The 18,806-nt window shown below is 60.1% G+C and carries 17 protein-coding genes; 8 read left to right on the forward strand and 9 right to left on the reverse strand.

What is annotated here, in order from left to right; genetic code table 11:
* The 5 genes from ACNAZA_RS17920 (at position 1) to ACNAZA_RS17940 (ending at position 4,397) form a co-directional block, all read left to right on the forward strand.
* Positions 1–183 (forward strand): hypothetical protein, encoded by a 183-nt coding sequence (locus ACNAZA_RS17920; protein WP_182284411.1) that lies wholly within the window; start codon positions 1–3, stop codon positions 181–183.
* 72 nt (positions 184–255) lie between these two features.
* Positions 256–954 (forward strand): hypothetical protein, encoded by a 699-nt coding sequence (locus ACNAZA_RS17925; protein WP_415797887.1) that lies wholly within the window; start codon positions 256–258, stop codon positions 952–954.
* 20 nt (positions 955–974) lie between these two features.
* Complete coding sequence (locus ACNAZA_RS17930) at positions 975–2,486, forward strand: MmgE/PrpD family protein (RefSeq protein WP_415797888.1); 1,512 nt, start codon at positions 975–977, stop codon at positions 2,484–2,486.
* A gap of 144 nt (positions 2,487–2,630) precedes the next feature.
* Positions 2,631–3,335, forward strand: coding sequence for a TetR/AcrR family transcriptional regulator (locus ACNAZA_RS17935; protein ID WP_415797889.1), 705 nt, complete (start codon positions 2,631–2,633; stop codon positions 3,333–3,335).
* Positions 3,336–3,425: 90 nt separating this feature from the next.
* Positions 3,426–4,397 carry a Bug family tripartite tricarboxylate transporter substrate binding protein gene (locus ACNAZA_RS17940; protein ID WP_415797891.1) on the forward strand — a complete coding sequence of 324 codons (972 nt, stop codon included), beginning with the start codon at positions 3,426–3,428 and terminating at the stop codon, positions 4,395–4,397.
* A 9-nt stretch (positions 4,398–4,406) separates the two neighbouring features.
* On the opposite strand, the gene ACNAZA_RS17945 is transcribed toward ACNAZA_RS17940, so the two are convergent.
* From ACNAZA_RS17945 to ACNAZA_RS17985, 9 genes are all read right to left on the reverse strand, one after another.
* Positions 4,407–4,841 carry a bacteriohemerythrin gene (locus ACNAZA_RS17945; RefSeq protein ID WP_415797892.1) on the reverse strand — a complete coding sequence of 145 codons (435 nt, stop codon included), beginning with the start codon at positions 4,839–4,841 and terminating at the stop codon, positions 4,407–4,409.
* 5 nt (positions 4,842–4,846) lie between these two features.
* Positions 4,847–5,815, reverse strand: a complete 969-nt coding sequence (locus ACNAZA_RS17950; protein WP_415797893.1) for a PDR/VanB family oxidoreductase — start codon at positions 5,813–5,815, stop codon at positions 4,847–4,849.
* Between the two features lie 3 nt (positions 5,816–5,818).
* Complete coding sequence (locus ACNAZA_RS17955; protein WP_415797894.1) at positions 5,819–6,682, reverse strand: fumarylacetoacetate hydrolase family protein; 864 nt, start codon at positions 6,680–6,682, stop codon at positions 5,819–5,821.
* A 16-nt stretch (positions 6,683–6,698) separates the two neighbouring features.
* The gene (locus ACNAZA_RS17960) at positions 6,699–7,712 is read right to left on the reverse strand and encodes a cupin domain-containing protein (protein WP_415797895.1); all 1,014 of its coding nucleotides are present in this window, start codon (positions 7,710–7,712) and stop codon (positions 6,699–6,701) included.
* Positions 7,713–7,722: 10 nt separating this feature from the next.
* Entirely contained in the window at positions 7,723–8,709 is a 987-nt protein-coding gene (locus ACNAZA_RS17965; protein WP_415797896.1) for an ABC transporter substrate-binding protein, read from the reverse strand.
* Between the two features lie 20 nt (positions 8,710–8,729).
* The gene (locus tag ACNAZA_RS17970; protein ID WP_182284401.1) at positions 8,730–9,866 is read right to left on the reverse strand and encodes a CaiB/BaiF CoA transferase family protein; all 1,137 of its coding nucleotides are present in this window, start codon (positions 9,864–9,866) and stop codon (positions 8,730–8,732) included.
* A gap of 13 nt (positions 9,867–9,879) precedes the next feature.
* Complete coding sequence (locus ACNAZA_RS17975) at positions 9,880–11,058, reverse strand: acyl-CoA dehydrogenase family protein (RefSeq protein ID WP_415797897.1); 1,179 nt, start codon at positions 11,056–11,058, stop codon at positions 9,880–9,882.
* Between the two features lie 96 nt (positions 11,059–11,154).
* Positions 11,155–12,357: a Rieske 2Fe-2S domain-containing protein gene (locus tag ACNAZA_RS17980; RefSeq protein WP_415797898.1), complete on the reverse strand. Its 1,203-nt coding sequence runs from the start codon at positions 12,355–12,357 to the stop codon at positions 11,155–11,157.
* A gap of 26 nt (positions 12,358–12,383) precedes the next feature.
* Positions 12,384–13,301: an SDR family NAD(P)-dependent oxidoreductase gene (locus ACNAZA_RS17985; protein ID WP_415797899.1), complete on the reverse strand. Its 918-nt coding sequence runs from the start codon at positions 13,299–13,301 to the stop codon at positions 12,384–12,386.
* Between the two features lie 838 nt (positions 13,302–14,139).
* Here ACNAZA_RS17985 and ACNAZA_RS17990 point away from each other — a divergent pair.
* From ACNAZA_RS17990 to ACNAZA_RS18000, 3 genes are all read left to right on the forward strand, one after another.
* Positions 14,140–14,637, forward strand: a complete 498-nt coding sequence (locus ACNAZA_RS17990) for an RNA polymerase sigma factor (protein ID WP_415797900.1) — start codon at positions 14,140–14,142, stop codon at positions 14,635–14,637.
* A gap of 119 nt (positions 14,638–14,756) precedes the next feature.
* A complete protein-coding gene (locus ACNAZA_RS17995; RefSeq protein ID WP_415797901.1) occupies positions 14,757–15,779 on the forward strand; it encodes a FecR family protein in 1,023 nt (340 codons plus the stop codon).
* Between the two features lie 133 nt (positions 15,780–15,912).
* Positions 15,913–18,765 carry a TonB-dependent receptor gene (locus ACNAZA_RS18000; protein WP_415797902.1) on the forward strand — a complete coding sequence of 951 codons (2,853 nt, stop codon included), beginning with the start codon at positions 15,913–15,915 and terminating at the stop codon, positions 18,763–18,765.
* Positions 18,766–18,806 lie beyond the last annotated feature (41 nt).

The following is an 18,806-nucleotide window of genomic DNA, read 5'->3' on the forward strand; positions in this document are numbered from 1 at the left end:
ATGAACAAGAACAAATGGATCGCCGTCTTTGTATGCCTCGTGCTGACGGCCGCCGCATTCATTGGCTCTACGGGCCTGTTCTATACCACCTACCGTCCGATCCGCAACTACGACATCGTGGCTTTCGTCGCATCGTGGGTGGGTCTGATCTATTACCTGTACCGCGATCGGAATCGGGACTGAAGTCCAAGCGCGGCGCGACTGACAAGTCACACCCCGAGCAAAAGCACAAGAATCGAACTTCAAGGAGACACAATGATCAAGGCACAAGATGGTCCCTGGAAATACCTCATCCTTTGGTTGCGGTACTACTACGCCATTCATTTTTTGAAGTCAGGCATCAACTTCGCCGTGTTTGGCGTCGTGCCGGATTTCAGCAAGGCCGGGGCGGTGGGTCCCTACATGCACGAAATGAACGTGGTGGGGTTCTATCCCTTGGTCAAGTACATGGAGATCGTGCTCGGCTCCATGCTGCTGCTCAATGTTCTAGTGCCGGTGGCATTGGCGTTCATGGCAGGAATCGCGTTCCAGATCATCTATCTGAACCTGTTCGTTTCGCCGCATCCGCGGCAACTGTTCACCGGAACTCAGGAACTGTTGCTCTGCGGGCTGCTGATCCTGGCATACGGCAAGAGCTTTGTTGGGCTCTTTCAACTACGCGCCAAGCCGGGTTTCCTCTGGCAGCCACAGCCGTCTGATGGGCGCGCGCTACTGGCAGCCGACAGTACGCCACCGTATACGGTGCGATCCAAGGATATGTTTCTGATCATCGCCGTTGCGGTGGTGTGGACTGTGGTCGTTATCGGCTTTTCGACCTCCATGGGAAGTCGTCCCTTGCGCATCTATGACTGGGGTCCTCCGGTGGGAGCGCTCCTATTGACTTTGATCGCCATGCTGATCGACAGGACGGGTTCCGCATCCCAGCGTATGAACCGCGAAGTCACGCCGGCGTGAATAAGAAAAGGAGTCACAACATGAATTTGAATCGAAGAGGCTTTACTCAGTTCGCAGCTCTGTTCGCGGCTGGTGGCACAACCGGAGCAGTCTGGGCACTTTCCGAGGAAAAGGCAGCACTTTCTGCGACACCATCTCGCACGCTGCCCGACGCAATCTACGCGCTGGTGGACTATTGTCTCGAAACACCTTATGCGGCGTTGCCTGCAAAAGTGGTTGAAGCGACCAAGTTCCAGATTCTGGATACGGTGGCGGTGGCTTTGCCCGCGTTGAAATCGGATGGCATACGACAACTGTATGACTGGACGCGCGAAACCAGTGGTAAGGGTGAGAGTCTTGTGCTGGGCACAAATGTGCGAGTGCCGGCAGAGAGCGCCGCGCGGCTGAATGCGTCTATGGCTGCGGCGCTCGAGTTCGACGATACCTATGAGCCCTCGCTGATGCATGCGTCCTGCGTGACCATTCCAACCGCGCTGGCTACGGCCGACTGGGTCAAGGGTGTGAGCGGCCAAGAGTTGGTAGCCGCAGTAGCCGTCGGCACTGATCTTGCCTGTCGCCTCTCGCGTGCGGGTTCGCCGGGCGTGTCGCCTTTCGTCGTCGGGTGGGATCCCACACCTATGTATGGCTTTCTATCGGCGACGATGGTGGCTGGTCGTCTCATGAAGCTTTCGCGTGACCAGGTGGTTGCGGCCGTGGGACTCGCCTATCACCAGATGTCCGGGAACGCCCAGGCGAGCGTGGATGGCACGCTCGCCAAGCGCCTCGGCGCGGGCTTTGCGGCCTATGGCGGGATGATGTCAGCGCGCCTAGCTAAGCATGGCGTGTTCGGCTCCGATCATGTTCTGGAGGGACTCAAGGGACTGTTCAAACAATACCACGGTGGAAAGTATTCGAAGGAGTCCCTGCTCGGAGGGCTGGGTAGCAGCTTTGCTGGTCCGGATATCGCGCCAAAACCCTATCCCTCCTGCCGCGGTGGCCATGTGGCCATCGACGCCACGACAGAGCTGGTGATGGTGAACGACCTACGCCCGGATCAGGTGGCCAAAGTCACGATCTACAGCCCACCGGCTGAGATGATGCTGCTAGGAGCGCCCCTTGAAAAGAAGCGCAATCCCAAGACGATCGTTGAGGCTCAGTTCAGCAATCCCTGGATGGTGGCTGCAGCAATTCAGGACCGTGAGGTCGGTCTTCGACATTTCACGCTTGAGGCTTTGCAACGCAGAGACCTCAAGGAGTTGACTGCGCGGATCGTAACTGTCGAGGACAAGAGTCTGGTGCGTCCGGATGGCGGCCCTGGCTTTGCCCGTGTAGAGATTGAGACACGCAATGGTCAGACCTTCACCAAGCAGGTCGAATTTGCCAAGGGTGATCCCAAAAACCCGATGACAGTCGCCGAATTCCATAAGAAGTTGTTCGAATGCACTGATGCAGCAGGCATGAGGCGCGGGCAGGCACAGCGGATTCTGCAGCGCATCCAGAATCTGGAAGCTGAGGTTGATGTGTCTGCGCTCCAGACTGCGATGGCGATTTGAAAACAGAGGGATGGGCCCATGAACGCCAACATTGGGTACCATCAACAATTCACCAATACAGATAGCTTGTGGAGACATGTTGGAGAGGTTCCCGGATGCCGGGCCACCAATCCAGCGACATGAGCCAAATAAAAATTCAGCCCAATGGTCACCAGCGAAAATAGTCGAACCCGCAAGCATGGCGAGCACAAGTCGAGTGCTGCCGTTCGTTCACGCATTCTCGAGACGTCCTTTAACGTCATTTCGACGAATGGCTATAGCGGCATGACGATGGCGAAGGTGGCGAGTATGTCGGGCCTGCCCATTGGCAGCGTGTACTGGCACTTCGAAAGCAAGGATTTACTGCTCAACGCGATGATCGAGGACAGCTTCTCGCGTTGGCATCGTGAGACTGCAGAGCGCAACAAGCCATTGCCAAAGGAAAGTTTCGAGCAGCACGTCACTCGCATCTTCGGAAGTGCCACCACACCCAAGTATTTCGCGGCCGACTTCTGGCGACTTGGTGTGATATTAAGCGTCGAAAAATCTGTGCCTGAACAGACTGCTCGTTCGCAATTTCTGAACATTCGCGAGACCCAGCGCGAAGAGCTGGCCACTTGGTGGCGAAGCATTCTTCCTGCACCGCTGCTGAAGTCTCAGCCGGGGCTTCCAAAGAAGCTAGCCTCTTTCACATTGGCCATGCAAGATGGAAATGCCATAGCGGGCGCATCTGGAGAGTCTCTGGATGATTTCCAGAGCACATTGGTGTCGTGCCTTATCCATTTGGTGGCCCAGGCCCAAGCCGGCCTGAATGGCGCTCAGGAGGAAAAACCGAAGCGCGCTCGGGTTGCTAGCGCCAAAGCAGCCTGAAGAAAACGGTATATCTGCGTTGCGGATTCGAGTGTTGATCCTCATAGGCGAGATGATAAGAATCGATCGACTCACTTGTGGAGGACTGATATGCGCAGAAGACAACTGCTGCGTGCTTTGCCGTTTTGCTCAGCATGGAGCGCCAGCTTCGCGCTAACGGCTAGCGCCGCCAAACCTACGACATTGATAGTGCCGTTTGCACCAGGTGCGAGTGTCGATCTGCTGTCAAGATTGCTGGTACGGGAAGTGACCCGCATCTCGGGCGAGACCATTCTTGTTGATAACCGGCCCGGCGCCAACGGCATCATCGGTGCGGAATATGTCAAGCACGCGGTACCCGATGGCAAGACTCTGTATGTTGCCAATGTTGGCTCGCATGCCATCAACACGTCGTTGTACGGAAAGCGCTTGCCTTATGACGCCTTGAAGGACTTCGCACCTGTTTCGTTGCTCTGGCGTTTCCCGAGTGTCCTTTCAGTTCCCGCTGACAGCCCTGTCCAAACGGTAGCTGAGTTGGTAGAGCTAGCGAGACAGCGAGCGGGCGGTATCACCTACGCGTCTGCAGGCAGCGGATCGGGCGGACATCTGTTGGGGGAAATGCTTAGGGAGCAAAGTGCCGCACGGTTCATCCATGTGCCTTACAAAGGGGCGGCTCCGGCTGTGATTGACCTGCTCGCCGGGCGCGTGGACTGCTTTTTCGTTTCATACAGCTCGATCCAGAAGCAGGTAGAGCAGCGACATTTGCGCGTTCTTGCGGTGGCAGGGGAAAGTCGACTCATGGTCCTGCCTCAAGTGCCAACATTGCGAGAAGTCGGGTTTGATCAGGTAGTGCTACAGAACTGGTTTGGCCTGGTTGCTCCGGCCAGAACCTCAATGTCCGAAGTACAGGAGATCCACCGGCGGTTCACTGCCGTATTAGCTCTAGCCGGGGTGAAGCGACAGATGACAGAGCAAGGCGTCGAGGCACTGAGCTCCACGCCCTCCGAGTTGAGTGCGTTGATGCAAAGCGATATTCAACGGTTGGGCGATGTGGTGCGGGCTGTAGGTGCCAAAGTGGAGTGACTCTGCGGCTTAGTGTGCAGCGGGAGGGGATTTAACGCTGCGTTTCAGCACGACAGGCTTTCCTCCAAAGCGTTGCTTGGAAAGCCAGTGAGCTAACGCCGAATCGAGATGCGTGGCATGTTTGGGAAACCAATCCGTCAGCGCGTTGATCAGATCGCGGCAGATGGCGACGTTGCCCTTGGCGAGCAGCTCACAGACCTCGCACACAGAGCGCAGCACCGCAGCGTGCTCGTCGATATGGCAATCGCGCGGCGGGAAGGCGGATCGTCTCATCCACTCGTTCTCCTCTTTGAAATGCTGCTCTAGATGCGCTCGCATAGCCTGAAGCCGTTCGGGCAGTTGTGCGTCGCTCGCGGTCTGCAGTTGGCCGATCAACTCGACGAACTCCTCGTGCAGGCCATCCATTTCGGAGTGGCCGAGAAGGAGATGTTCACCCCAGGTCATGGGCATCATAGGTCTAGCACGAGGCGCGAGCATTTGGCACCGGAGCAGCAGACCATCATGGTCTTGTTGGCGGCGCGCTCGGCCTCGGTAAGGATGGCGTCACGGTGATCAACCTCGCCCTCGAGTACAGCGACCTCGCAGCAGCCGCAAATGCCTTCTTGGCAGGAGGAATCTACTTCGATGCCATTGTCGAGAAGCACCTTGAGCACACTCGCACCTTGCGGCACGACGAGATCCCGGCAGGAGCGGGCCAGCGAGATGACGAAGCCGCCATCCACCGATGCCGCCTGCTTGGCCGCGAAGCGTTCAAGATGGATCTGCTCGGAAGGAAAGCGCGCTGCAGCGGCGGCCTCGTAGGCGTTGAGCATGGGGGTGGGGCCGCAGCAGTAGAAATGCGTGTCAGTCGGAGCCGCGGCGACGATGGCGGGCAGATCCAGAATCTTGCCGGCCTCTTCGTCGACATGCAGATGCACGCGCGCGCCCGTGGCCTCAAGCAGCGGCACGAAGGCGAGGTCGGCGCGCGAGCGCACGCTGTACCAGAGTTCCCACGAGGCACCGATGGCGGCCAGGCGCTGGGCCATGCACCAGATCGGCGTGATGCCGATGCCGCCAGCGATCAGCACCGTGTGTGCGGCATCTTCGTGCAGCGGAAAGTGGTTGCGCGGCATGGAGACCGGCAGCAGGCTGCCCACGCGCAACTGTTCGTGCACGTAGCGCGAGCCACCGCGGCTCTTGGCGTCGAGCTTCACACCGACGACATAGGACGCAGGATCGTCACCCGACTGCACCAGCGAATACGAGCGGGTGATGCCGTTGCCCAGATGCAGATCGATGTGGGAGCCCGGGGTGACCGACGGCAGGGGCGTGCCCTGTGGATCGGTCAGCTCGACGAGATAGGTATCCTTGGCCGCATAAGTGATCGACTGCACGCGCAGCGTGAGCTTCTCGTGCGCCGATGAAGTGGTGTCCGTCATCGCTCAGGCTCCTGCCGCTTCGACGCGCACGCGCATGTCGCCGACCGATTCGATGGTGGCGTGCATCACGTCACCGGGCACGACCGGGCCGACGCCCTCGCAGGTGCCGGTCATGATCACATCGCCGGGATAGAGCGTGTAGAAGCTCGATGCCCATTCGATCTGCTCGGCGATGTACATGATCATCTGCGAGGAGTTGGTGATCTGGCGGGTCTCGCCGTTGACGGTGAGGTGCAGGTCGAGCTTCTGCGGATCAGCGATCTCGTCGGCCGTCACCAGCCAGGGGCCGAGCACCGAGTAGGTGTCGAGCGACTTGCGCAGCGAACGGTCCTCAGGGCCGCGCACGGTCATGTCGAGCGCGATGGCGTAGCCCGCGATGCAGGACAGCGCCTCTTCCTTCGACACGTTCGAGACCTTCTTGCCGATGATGGCGGCGAGTTCGATCTCGTGGTGCGTCAGGCGCTCGGGCATGGTGATCTTCACCGCGTCGCTGCAGCCGATGAGGGAGCTGTTGGCCTTGAGGAACAGGCCTTGCTCCTTCACGCCGCCGGTGTAGCGGTTGGTGAAGATGGCCACGTCGCGATTGGCTTCTTCCACATGCGCCTGGTAGTTCACCGGCACGCCGATGATCTTGCCGGGTTGCGCCACGGGGCTGAGAAAGCGCACGGAGTCGACGGGATGCGATGCGGCGGTGGGTTGCAGACGTTCGATTTCCGCGCGCAACTGGGGCAGGTTCGCGACCACGAGGTCGCCCGTGGTCCGCGGGTAGGAGGGCGCAGGCAGGGCCTTGAGCGCATCGGTGACGTCAACCACGCGGCCATCGGCCACCACACCCAGACGGTGTTCATTGAACCAGCAAATCTTCATATCGTTCTCTTTTCTCTCAGGGCGCAGGCGCGCCCACTTCTTCGCGCAGCAGATTCAGGCGCTGCATGGCATCGGCATCGGAGACCACGAACAGGCGCGCGTCCTGCCCGAAGGCCTGGTGCGAGGCCCAGTTGTGCTGCGGCACCGTGAAGACGTCGCGGGCCGACCAGCGGATGCTCTGCTCGCCGATCCGGCTTTCGCCTTCGCCTTCGACCACGGCGATCACCAGATTGGCATTGCTGCGCATCGGCAGCGAAGTCGTGTCCGCGTCAACCTGTATCATGCTGGCTTCGAGCAGCGAGAGCGCGCCCTGGCCATTCAGCGGGTTGATGTAGCGGACGCGGCGCACGCCGTCGGCGCTCCTGGGCGCATGCTGGAGCGCGCCGACGACGTTGGCATACGGGTAGCGGAACACTGGCGAGTGGTCCGTGCGGCCCTGCGTCACCAGCGGTGCCACGTTGGCGTAGGCGAAAGCCGCATCGGGCATGGTCACCGGTGGCTCGGGAATCGGGCCGGGCTGGAATATCACCGAGCCCATGTACATGTGCAGCGGCACGTCCAGCACGTCGAGCCAGACCACCGGCTCGCTGCCGTCATGGCGATGTTCGTGCCAGGTCATGCCGGGGGTGAGCACCAGATCGCCGAATTCCATCGGGCATTCCTTGCCGTCCACCAGCGTGATGACACCCGAGCCTTCCAGCATGAAGCGCAGCGCATTCATGGTGTGGCGGTGCGGGCGCGCGGTCTCGCCGGGCAGCAGGCACTGGTAGGCAGCCAGCACGTTGCCGCAGGTGTGCTCGTCTGTCAGCGATTCGGCTTCGGGACTGAGCATCTGCAGCACGCGGCGCTGCACCGCTTGCGGCGAAGTCTCCTGAAACGCCAGCTCGATCAGCGGACGCATGTCACTCCAGCGCCACAGATGACTGGGCACCGGGCCCGGCGGCGGCTTGTGCGCGTTCGGGCTGTTCCACAAGGGAGCCAGGCGCGCGGCATGCCACTGCTGCAAGATTTGTTCGCTGCTCAAGGACATGGCGTTTTCCTCAGAGGCTGAATTGCTCGAACGTGCCGGGGTGGAACAGGTCTTCGGGCGTGACCAGACGCGGCGACAGGCCCTGCGCGTGGTGGTGCTTGAAGAAGTTCTCGAGCACATGACGGTTGGCCTTGATGCCGTAGGACCAGTGGTCCTGACCCATCAGGTCGCGTGCTTCCTTGAGGCGTTCTTCCACGAATGGCAGCGTGATCTTGGTAGCCGAGGTTTCGGACAGATGCTCCAGCGCCTTGGTCTTGGATTCCTCGAACGCCTTGTAGATGGCGCCCGGCAGCCACGGATGGCGATCGGCCAGTTCGCGGCGCACGCCGAGGATGTGCATGATCGGGAAGATGTTGGTGCGGCGGTAATAGTCCTTGGCGGCCTCCACCGGGTCGCGGAACAGCCAGCCGATGTTGGGCGTGCCGGCGGGAACGTCCGGCGCGCGCGGGGCCACGTAGCCGTCGATCTCGCCCTTGGCGAGCAGACTGGAGATGGTTTCGCCTTCGGGCGCATCTTCCACGCGCACGTTGTCGGGCAGCTTGATCTTGATTTTTTCGGGGCGACCGGCATGCGACATGCCGCCGCGCACCCAGGTCACATCCGACGGAGCGATGCCGTAGTCATCCTGCAGGATCGCGCGCACCCAGACGTTGGCGGTGAGCTGGTACTCGGGCAGACCGATCTTGCGGCCCTTGAGGTCTTCCGGCTTCTGGATCCGGTCGGTGCGGCAGTAGATGGCCGTGTGGCGGAAGGCGCGCGACAGAAAGATCGGAATGCCGACGTAGGGGAAACTGCCTTGCGCGGCTTGCAGCGTGGAGCTGGACAGCGAGAGCTCGCAGATGTCGAATTCCTGACCGCGAAATGCGCGGAAGAAAATTTCCTCGGGCGACAGCGTCATGATGACGGGGTTCACGCCGTCGATCTGCACGGCGCCGTCGATGAGCGGACGGCAGCGGTCGTAGTTGCCGATGGCAAGAGAGAGTTCGAGTTTGGACATGGTGCGTCTCTGTGTGGGTTTCAGGACAGCGAGAATTCGCTGCGGATGGCGGCGCTGTGTTCGCCGAGCACGGGGGCTGCAAGCTCGCTCGGGCCGCGCTTTCCGCCGATCTTCACGGGGCGGTGGATGGCGACGAGTTCACCGTGTTCCGGGTGCTGGATGGTGTAGAACGGCTGTAGCGTCTGCACCTGTGGGTCCTGTATGACTTCGGGGACGGTCTTGACCGGGGCGAAAGGCACATCAGCCGCCGTCAAGCGTGCTTCCCACTCGGCATAGGCATGCTCGGCGAACACCTGAGCGACGAGTTCGGCGATCAGCGTGTAGTGCTGGGTTCGCAGCGCGGCCGTCTTGAAGCGCTCGTCGGTGAGCAGCTCGGGGCGCTCCAGCGCATTGACGAACGCCAGCCAGAACTTCTCGACCGAGGACAGATGCACGGCCAGCAGCCTGCCGTCCGCGCAGCGGAAGGCGTAGGACTGCGAGATCGCCACGCGCGACATCGGCGTGGGCGCAACGCCCAGACGTGTGAACTGCGAGAAGCCTTCGGGCGAGAACGCGATGGAGGCTTCGAGCATGTTGATCTCCACGCGCTCGCCCTGTCCAGTGCGCTCGCGGGCGTGCAGGGCGCCGAGAATGCCGTAGGCCGCGTACATGCCGGTGATGTTGTCCGACAGCGATGGGCCGTTGAGAATCGGTCGCTCGGGGTCGAGCTTCTGGCTGGCCAGACCGCTGATGGCGAGCGCCACTGCGTCGTAGCAGGGACGGTCCTTGTAGGGGCCTTCGGCGCCGAAGCCGGTGATCGAGCAATGGATCAGGCGTGGATTCATCGCCTTGAGCACCTCGTCGCCGAAGCCCAGGCGCGGCAGCACACCCGCGCGGAAGTTGTCTAGCAGCACGTCGGCCTTGGCGATCAGCTTGGCGAGGTCCGCCTTGCCCGCTTCGGATTGAAGATCGAGCTGAATGCTTTCCTTGTTGCGGTTGTAGGCCGCGAAATGCGGGCTGTAGAGCTTGCCCGCGTGGCGGCGGAAGGGGTCGCCGCCTTCAGGATGCTCCACCTTGATCACGCGTGCGCCCAGATCGGCCAGCATCATGCCGGCCAGCGGGGCGGTCAGCACGGTGCCCAGTTCAATGACCAGAACGTCTTTCAGTGCGTCTTTCACGATGTCTGTCCAATCAGGCGAAGTTCTTGAGAATCTGGCGGGCGAGCGTGGTGCGCAGCACCTCTGTCGGCCCTTCGGTGATGCGGTAGCTGCGCAGGTCGCGCCAGAAGCGCTCGATGGGCGTGTCCTGCGTGAGGCCCATGCCGCCATGCAGCTGCATGCAGGTGTCGAGGACGCGAAAGCCCATCTCCACGGCGAAGGTCTTGATCATGAAAGTCTCTAGCTTGGCGTCCACGCCGGCTTCGACCTTGCGCGCCGCGTCATAGACCATGAGGCGCGAGGCGTAGACCTCGGTGAAGCCGTCGGCGAGCATCCATTGCACGCCCTGGCGTTCGGACAGCGGCTCGCCGAAAGTCTTCCGCTGTGAGGCATATTCGGCCGTGAGGTTCAGGCAACGCTCGGCAGCGCCGATGGAATGTGCACCTTGACGGATGCGGCCGTGATTGATGTAGCCCTGTGCCAATGCAAAGCCCTTGCCTTCGACCCCCACCAGATTGTCGAAGGGGACATCTACATCTTGCAGAGCGATCTCGCACGGCGAATCACCCATCAAGGTTTTCTCGGAACTGGCCAACGTGACCCCTTGCGCTTTCATGTCCACGATGAAGCATGAGATGCCGCCGCGCGCGCCCTTCTCGGGATCGGTCACCGCCATCACCAGCGCGAAATCGGCCTTGGCCGCGCGGGTGATGAAGCGCTTCACGCCATTGAGGCGATAGCCGGTGTCGGTCTTGACCGCGCGCGTGCGCATGGCGGACGGATCGGAACCCGCATCCGGCTCGGTCTGGGCAAAGCAAAAGCGCTTGCGGCCTTCCACGACGGGGTAGAGGTATTCCTTGCGCTGCGTTTCGTTCAGGCCCATCAGGATGGGGCCGACCATCGGTCCGAAGAGACCGTGATCGCGCACCCACGAGGCGACCGTGCTGCGTCCAACCTCTTCCCAGAAGACGGTGAGCGGCAACAGCGAGAGGCCCTGCCCGCCGATTTCTTCGGGGACATCGAGCAGCCAGAGGCCAGCGGCCTTGGCGCGCTCGCGCACCTGCTGTGCGGTGGCATCATCCAGCAAACCGGTGGAGTCCAGCTTATGCTCGAGTGGAATCAGTTCCTTCTCGACAAAGCGGCGCACAGATTCGCGAAACATCAGCAACTCCTCGGGGAGCGCTTCGTGAGGGGTGAGGTCGAGCATCGACATACCTGAAAGAGAATCGAGGGGAAAAGCGAAAGAGAAATGGGCAGCGCTCCGCCGACACCGCCGTGGGACGACGGTGTCGGCACAGGGGCGATTGCGTCAGGCCTGTGCGGCGACTGCGGGCTCGTCTCCGGGCTGATGTGGCAGCTCGACAGGTTCATCAAGCGACGACCACGTCTTAATTGGCTGACCTGCGCGTACCAGATCGAGCTCCCGCCAGAACAGCTTGCGCAGCGTGACGATGCCAAGGTCCGAGCGACCTAGAATCTCGTCCTCACGCTTTGTCACGCGCTCCTGTCCACGGATGGACAGGTAGTCCTGCGCGGCGGTCAGGCCCACGAAGGTGTCTTCCGGATCCTTCCAGACGCGCGAGCTGAACAGCTCGTCATGGTGGTCCGCCGGGTCGTACTTGCCGTACTTGGCGAAGTAGGCCTTGAAGCGCATGCGCGAGGCTTCGCTGGCACCCGGCGGCAGGCTGTAGATCATGAAGCGCGTGGTGTTCAGATCGTCGTTGGGCGTCATCCAGACAAACACGTCGAGCCACGGGTCGTCAGGCGTCAGGCCTGGCACTGTGATGTGGTTGTTGTTCGGGAAAGTCCAGTCACTCTGGCGTATGTTGTCCTTGCTGCGGCGAGCAGTCTGGCGGATGCCGGCAGACGTTTCTTCGTAGCTTAGTTCGGGAATGCCGGTGGTCACGGCCTTGCCGAAGGCGCCGACGGTGAGTGCCATGTGCACAAAGCTCACGTGCACTGCGTCCATCGAGTTCTCTACTTGCTGGAACCAGTTGTTGTCCCAGCGCTCCATGCCGTTGGCAACGATGGCGCCTTCGCGCTCGGTCAGCAGCTTGCGCGGCAGATCGAACTCGGGGGCTTCGCCTTCACCCATGTAGGCGAACACCAGACCCTGATATTCCTTGACGGGGTAACCCGCGATCTTGGTCCGCGGCATACCGGTGTCGGCTTCGGCGGGGCGGTTGACGCAGGAGCCAGTACTGTCGAACTGCCAGCCGTGGTAGATGCAGCGGATCTGCTCGCCGTCGACCCATCCGGTGTGGAGCAACGTGCGGCGGTGTGCGCAGCGACCGCCCACGAGATGCAACTTGCCGCTCGCGCCGCGATACAGCGTCAGCTCCTCGTGCATTATCTTGAGCGGGATGGCCGCCCCCACTTCCACGCTTTCGCTCAGCGCGATGGGCTGCCAGAAGTGGCGTAGCAGCTTGCCCATGTCTGTGTGGGGACTGCTTTCGGTGAGGCGGTTGAATTGCGCGGCGCGTGCGAGGCGGCGCTCGTCGAGTTGACTCATTGTTTGTCTCCGATGCAGGGTGGGGGTCAGACGGGTTTGCCCATCAGGTCCGTGAGCGGGCCCTGTGGTTCACCATATTTCGTCCACTCAATGGAGCGGGCGTAGTCCTTGACGTCTAGCGGGTAGTGGCGACCCGGGGACCAAGTGGGATACTTGTGCCGCAACCCCCCATCTACGGCCATGTCTGAGCCCGTCATGCACGCCGACTCGTCGGATGCGAGGAACACGGTCGCCCATGCAAGATCGGATGCGCGTGGAAAGCGACGAAGCGGCATCTGATCGAGATATTCCTGGCGCGAGTAGAAGCCCTTGCTAGTGGGTATCTTCCATTCGGGATTGAACATTTCGTCCCGCATGGTGGTCCACAGTTGGTGTTCCATGGAGCAAGGTGTGACGCTGTTCACACGGATGCCCAGATGTGCGAGATCCAGCGCAGACGAGCGAACGAAACTTAGCAAGCCGGCTTTGGCAGAGCAGTAGGCTGCGCCATCGGCTTCGCCAAAGTGTGCCGCGGTGGAAAGGATGTGGATCATGCTGCCACCGTTACCTGATTTGATCATTGCACGCGCACAGTGTTGCGTGGTGATCAGCGCGGCGGTAGCAAAGCTAGCGACAGAGTCGTCCCAGTCGTCGTGCTTCATGTCCAGAACATGGCTCCAGTGAACGCGTCCGGCCATATTCACCGAAATGTCGAGGCGTCCGTAACGGGCCATGGTTTCGTCCACTGCGCGTTTAACGTCGGCATCGACGCGAGCATTGCCTTGCATAGCAAAGGCTTCAAGTCCGCGCTCGCGTAGAAAGTTGACTGTGTCGTTTGCTGCGGATTCGCTTACATCGGTGACGCAAACGCGTGCACCTTCGCGGGCCATGAAGTGAGCAATAGTGCCGCCGATATTGGGACCCGCACCAAACACAATGGCGACTTTGTCCTTGAGTCTATCCATGACTTTTTCTCGTGAGTTGTCAGCAGTTGCCGGTATTGAAGAATCTGAAAATGATTCTCGGAGGCGGGCTGCCACACAACAAGATGAGAAGCTCAGAGGCTGATATGCGAAATATGCATACCGGATGTGTGAGTCACTCCACAGATCCCCATACTGGGTGACTTGTTGGACTCCTCCCTATAGGGAGTCCAAGTGTTCACTGAATTGCTTCTAGGGGGAGAAAGCTTTTCCTGCCAGTCATCCCGATGCAATTTTTCGTCAATGAGCGAATTTGCATTGCCTTGGGTCAATGACCAAGCACACGCTTCGTTTTAGAGAGTGCCAGCGCTGGGAAATTTCTGTGCATTCAGGTTAGTGCGGAAAATACAAAACTGAGTGAGAAGAATTCCGGAAAGTACAACACTCAGTGAGAAACGAGTACAAAACTAGCCTCTTCACAGGGCGCTAAGTCATTGATTTTTTATCTAGGTGAGTACAAGACTCAGTGAGAATCGACAGAAAATTCCCAGTCGCTGGGAGTTTTGTATCTCGCTCACTGAGTGCGGTATTCGTGATGCATCGATAAAGAACTCAAGCCCATGATTTTACTAAATAAATATAGATGTTCTGATTGTGGGTAAGTGGTTTGACGCCTGCCATGCACACCGGCAGGTGTTCTCGGATCTGGGCGGCTTGGAGCTTGCTGTGCAGGGCCACGCAGCGCTGCCACATAGGCCAGCAAGAGCCTCGCCAGATCATAAAGTTCGAAGGTCTTGCGATGCTGGCCAGCAAGGTACAGGCTTTGCAAGAAAATGAATGAGATTTATTCTCAATTGAGAATAAAATCCACGTCTTTATCATGTCCAGCGATCCTCAAAGCATCTTCATTGCCCACCGCCGGGAATTGCTGGCCTGGCTTACCTATCGCGTGCACGATATGCATGTGGCTCAGGACATGCTGCAGGAGCTTTTCCTGCGCTTCATCGAAGTCACAGCGGTAGCGCCTGTGCAGGATGCTAGGGCTTATCTATTCCAGATGGCGCGCAACATGCTCATCGACATGGCTCGCCAGCAGGAGGCTCGCAAGACTGCAGCGGTTGCACCTGAGGAGCTGGTGCACATCAAGGATACTGCGCCTGGTCCAGATCAGTCACTGGCAGGTCGTCAGCGACTGCTCCAGCTGGCTGAGGCTTTGCAGGAGCTGCCGCCACTCACACAGGACATCTTCATGCGCGTGCGGGTGCAGGAGCAAAGCTATCAGCAGGTGGCCAATGCGCTGGATATCTCCACCAGTTCGGTACAGAAGCATCTGGCGCGGGCTTTGGCCCACGCCATGGCCCGCTTGCCGCTTCACTGAAGCGTTGCAGTATTTCAGACCGCCTGATGCGTACCTTGGATGAAAATTACTGGTTTGGTAATACTTAGACGTCTTCCCATCATGCTCTCCAATCGCTTGTATTCAGACAGCAGCTTTTTGTGAATCCTCTTTCTCAACCCAAACTCCTCCCCGATGCGGCAGATGACATCCGCCTGCAGGCTGCCGCCTGGCTGGTGCGAAGAGCGGACGAGGACTGGCTGCTTGAGGATGAACAGGCTTTGCAGCGTTGGCTGGATGCAGATGTCGCAAATCGCCAGGCCTATGCCCATGCGCAACATGTCTGGGCCGAGTTGGGTGCGCTGGGACAGTCGGGGCTGCTGCCGGATCGAGGCACAGACACGGTTTTGGAGACCCAGCCTTTGTTGCAAGGACGCATGCGGCGACGCATGTTGTGGAAAGGTGCCGGAGCTGCAGTTTTTGCTGCAGGTGCCTTGTGGGTGGGGGCAGGCAGCCAGATCATGCTGGCCTTCGAGGCTGACTACCGCACCGGGGTGGGCGAGCGGCGTGAAATAGCGCTGCCCGATGGCAGCCGGGTGCATCTGGGCGGTGGCAGCGCCGTGGCCGTGCGCTACGACGCACAACAGCGGCAGGTGATTTTGCTGCGAGGCGAGGCCTTGTTTGATGCGAAGCCCGTTGATGTGCCCAGTAGCCGTGATGCGGAGAAACGACCTTTTGTGGTTGCCGCAGCCGACGGGCGTACCCGTGCACTGGGCACACGCTTCATCGTCGAGCGATTCGACGAAAGAACTCAGGTGACCGGTGTGTTCCACCAGGTGGCGGTGTCGCTGGACCATGCGCCGCAGGATGCGGTGGTGGTCTCACCGGGCCAACGCGTCAGCTACGACAGGCAGGGGGTGAGTTCTGTGCAGGATTTGAGTGAGGATGTGGGCCAGTCCTGGGAGCGTGGGTTGCTGGTCTTCGAGCGCATGACGCTGGCCGATGTGGTGGGCCGCCTCAATCGCTATCACACCAGCCGCATTGTGGTGCGTGGACAAGCACTGGCGCAGCGCCGGGTCAGTGGTGTTTTCCTGCAGTCCGATGTGCCGGGTGCGGTGCAGGGCGTGGCTCAGGAATTGGGTGCGCGTCTGCTGCAACTGCCGGGTCTGGTAGTGCTTTTCTAATTTTTAAATAATTTTGATTCGTATTTACTGAATCTCGCGCGTCAACCGTCTTCTCTGAAGAGAGGCATCGCGGGCATCACCCAGCATCTGGGTGTTGTGCCTGCCTTGCGGTCACAGAACTTCAGAGGACGCCATGAACCGATGGGCAACAGGAGCCAGCAGTGCTCTGCCGCAGACATACAGTCGCCAATTCAATGAATGTGTCAAGGGACGCCGCACGGCCATCGCCATCGCCATAGGCATGGCCTTGATGTGCCAGGCCTGGGCCGACGAGAACTCGGCCCGGCCTGCTGCCATGGCACAAGACGCGGCAGCCCAGACGCGTGTGGAGTTCAATCTGCCCAAGGGTGATCTGGGTCAGGCACTGGTGGCTCTCGGTGCGTCAGCCGGACTGCGTCTGGTGTTCGATCCGCAAAAGCTGCAAGGCCTGTCTGCTCCAGCGGTACGGGGTGTGATGACGCCGGCCGAGGCGCTGAGCCGGCTTTTGCATGGCAGCGGTTTTGCGCATGTGTTCACGGGCAACGGTGTGGTGCGGCTGAAGCCCGTGCCCGCATCGTCGGCAGACGCAACTCCATCCGTGGTGGCACAGGAGGATGAATCGCCAAGCCGCGTCATGCCTACCGTGCTGGTTACGGCGGACGCCGAACGGGATGAAAAGGATCGGCAGTACCGAACGGCAGGCTCCAGCAATGTGCTCAAGCGCGAAGACATCGAACGCTTTCGCGGCACCTCGGTTGGCGATATCTTTCAGGGCACCCCCGGTGTGCTGATTGGCGAGAACCGCAACAGTGGCGGCCTGGATGTGAATATTCGTGGCATGCAGGGTCAGGGGCGCGTGCCTGTGCTGGTCGATGGTGCGCGCCAGGAAACCACGGTTTACCGTGGCTATGCAGGCGTGGCCTCGCGCTCCTATATCGATCCTGATCTGATTGGCGGAATACAGATCGAAAAAGGACCGGTCATGGGCGCGCAGGGCACAGGCGCCGTGGGTGGCTTGGTCAGCGCGCGCACCCTGAACGCCGATGACATCGTGCGCCCAGGTCAGACCTTTGGCATCCGCCTGCGCGGCAGTCTGATCGGCAACAACAGCGGCTCTGCACCTGCACCAGGCACCAAGGCTGGCTTCAATACCGGTGGCAGTTCCAGCAACGGCACAGGCGGCGTTTACCGCACCAATTGCGTGATTGCCAGCCTGTGTGACGGCCCATTCAATATCGCCAATGTGGTGCCATCTTCCGAGAGCATGAACCGGCCGGGCCTGATGCAACCCAAGAGCTGGGCCGGCAGCATTGCGCTTGCCAAGCGTTTCGAGAAAGCCGATATCGTCGCGGCCTACGCGCGCCGCAGCCAGGGCAACTATTACGCGGGGACCAAAGGGCCAGTGCCGTCTCTGGATCTTTCTGAGACCTATAACCGCGGCTTCTATACCGAGGTGGTTCCCAAGGTGGTGGGAGCCACACGTTTTCGGGGTGGTGAACGCATCGTCAACACCAATTACGAGAACGATTCTGTGCTGCTCAAAGCACGCTTGTACCTCCCCAATGATCAGGAACTGGAGGCGGGCTATATGCGCTACTCCAGCACTTATGGAGAGTTGATGCCATCGCAACTGCTGTGGCTGGGGCAGGTGGCCCAGACCTCCAACAGCAAGGTGACGGCAGGTACCTATACCCTGCGCCATCGCTGGAACCCCGAGAACAATGACTTACTGAATCTGACCAGCAATCTCTGGCACACCAACACAGACAGCTTGAATCAGAACTATTCGGAAGAAACCGTCAACCAGATGTTTGGTGCCGGCTCCGAAAACTACAAGCGCTGGGGCTTCGACGTCAGCAACAGCATGCGCTTTGCCAGCGCTGGTGGTATCAAGCTGGACTATGGGCTTGCCGCGCAGCTCGAGAAAGTGAATGGTGTCGGCACAGGCAATATGCTCACATCCGGTGGGCGCTTGGGTCGGCGTACGGAATGGAGTCTGTTCACGGATCTTCAGTGGAAACCTCTGCCTAGCGTGACCTTGGGTGCGGGGCTGCGGCATACCCGCTTTGAATCGCGCGATGACAAGCCCATGATGGTCAGCCCCGACAGCGCTTACTGCATGGACAGCAAGGGCACAGGCTCCTGCGATCCGCTGATGATGAGCAGCCGCAACAACGGAACATCGCCCATGTTCAGTGCGCTATGGGATGTCACGCCCAGCGTGCAGCTGTATGGCCGCCATGCGCGTGCGATGCGCATGCCCAGCCTGTTCGAGACCACGGCCGGCTACTCGGTGTCGCCGTCGCAGGACATTCATCTCAAGCCCGAGCGAACGCTCAACCGGGAGATCGGCATCAATTTTCTCAAGGATGGTGTCTGGCGCAGCAACGACAAGCTGCGCGCCAAGCTGGCTTATTTCAGCAACACCACCAAGGACTATCTGACCCGTACTTTTCCCAACACCTGGGAAGAAGGCTCCGGTCGCCAGTTCTTCTCCTTGCGCAATATTGAAAGCGTGAGCTTCGACGGCTTCGAGGTTTCGGGCTCTTACGACATGGGGCCGCTCTTCATGGAGGCCAGCGGCACGCGCTACACCTTTATTGAGACATGCCACTTTGGCAGTTTCCGGCGCTACACCTGCACCGATTACGGTATTGCCAATAGCTATGTCAACAACATGATTCCGCCCAAATGGCACGCCAGTGCCCTGCTGGGTGCACGTCTGCTGGAGCGCAAGCTCACCGTGGGCGTACGCGGCACCTTCATGGGCAAGCGCAATCCGACACCGGAATTCAACAACGAGACAGCCCAGGGCTTCAACCAGGTCGTGCCTTGGCACTCGTATGTGCTCTGGGATGTCTTCGCCAGCTACAAGCTCAGCGACCGCGTGAACGTGGATTTCAACGTGGACAACGTGACTGACCGCTACTACCTGGATGCCCTGAGCCTGGGCATGGTCCCGGCGCCCGGGCGCACGGCACGCCTGAGCGTGACCCTGCAATTCTGAAAGCGCATCGCGCGCATCCTCCGCCCTGTTTTCGATTCTTT

Origin of the sequence: Comamonas aquatilis, assembly GCF_965139575.1 — a bacterium.
GTDB classification, from domain to species: domain Bacteria; phylum Pseudomonadota; class Gammaproteobacteria; order Burkholderiales; family Burkholderiaceae_C; genus Comamonas; species Comamonas aquatilis.